The organism is Exiguobacterium sp. s127, assembly GCF_018618695.1.
GTDB classification, from domain to species: domain Bacteria; phylum Bacillota; class Bacilli; order Exiguobacteriales; family Exiguobacteriaceae; genus Exiguobacterium_A; species Exiguobacterium_A oxidotolerans.
This window is the reverse complement of the sequence record NZ_JACSMO010000026.1, coordinates 1-804: the sequence shown is the minus strand read 5'-3', so window position 1 is coordinate 804 and position 804 is coordinate 1. Positions and strand designations below refer to the sequence as shown.

Sequence of the window (804 nt, the reverse complement as noted above, 5' to 3'; positions counted from 1 at the left end):
CCGTTCCCATGCCGAACACGGAAGTTAAGCACTTGAACGCCGAAAGTAGTTGGGGGCTTCCCCCTGTGAGGATAGGACGCTGCCAGGCGTACATATGGAGGATTAGCTCAGCTGGGAGAGCATCTGCCTTACAAGCAGAGGGTCGGCGGTTCGATCCCGTCATCCTCCACCATTTTTATTTACACTTGCCGGTGTAGCTCAGCTGGTAGAGCAACTGACTTGTAATCAGTAGGTCGCGGGTTCGACTCCTGTTGCCGGCACCATTTTCATTTAAATATCACCGAAGATTCTGATTTAGAATTTAGGTTCTACCTTTAAAACCCTGCCGGGGTGGCGGAACTGGTAGACGCACAGGACTTAAAATCCTGCGGGGGTTTCCCCGTGCCGGTTCGATTCCGGCCCTCGGTACCATTTTTAATTTTAATAACTGTTTGATCCATTATACCCCGCACCCTTAGCTCAGCTGGATAGAGTACTTGACTACGAATCAAGGGGTCGGGAGTTCGAATCTCTCAGGGTGCACTTTTTCGGGAAGTAGCTCAGCTTGGTAGAGCACTTGGTTTGGGACCAAGGGGTCGCAGGTTCGAATCCTGTCTTCCCGACCATCTTCAATTTAATCCCTTTAATGGGGCCTTAGCTCAGCTGGGAGAGCGCCTGCCTTGCACGCAGGAGGTCAGCGGTTCGATCCCGCTAGGCTCCACCAAATTTTATCTTTGACGAACTTTGAAAACTGAACGATGAGGCAAAAAACGTATCTTCGGATACAAACAATGAATGAAGCGCAAGCTTCGTCAACGTGACTTC

At 50.4% G+C, this 804-nt stretch carries 6 tRNA genes and 1 rRNA gene; all 7 read left to right on the top strand.

Features of this window, described 5'->3' with window-relative positions:
• A 5S ribosomal RNA gene (gene rrf, locus KNP98_RS15890) occupies nucleotides 1-88 on the top strand; the annotation flags it as partial.
• An 8-nt stretch (nucleotides 89-96) separates the two neighbouring features.
• Nucleotides 97-172: transfer RNA gene (locus KNP98_RS15885), tRNA-Val, on the top strand.
• 15 nt (nucleotides 173-187) lie between these two features.
• Nucleotides 188-263, top strand: a tRNA-Thr gene (locus tag KNP98_RS15880).
• 61 nt (nucleotides 264-324) lie between these two features.
• Nucleotides 325-411, top strand: a tRNA-Leu gene (locus KNP98_RS15875).
• Between the two features lie 37 nt (nucleotides 412-448).
• A tRNA-Arg gene (locus KNP98_RS15870) sits at nucleotides 449-522 on the top strand.
• A 6-nt stretch (nucleotides 523-528) separates the two neighbouring features.
• Nucleotides 529-605: transfer RNA gene (locus KNP98_RS15865), tRNA-Pro, on the top strand.
• Nucleotides 606-627: 22 nt separating this feature from the next.
• Nucleotides 628-703: transfer RNA gene (locus KNP98_RS15860), tRNA-Ala, on the top strand.
• The last annotated feature ends 101 nt before the right edge of the window (nucleotides 704-804 follow it).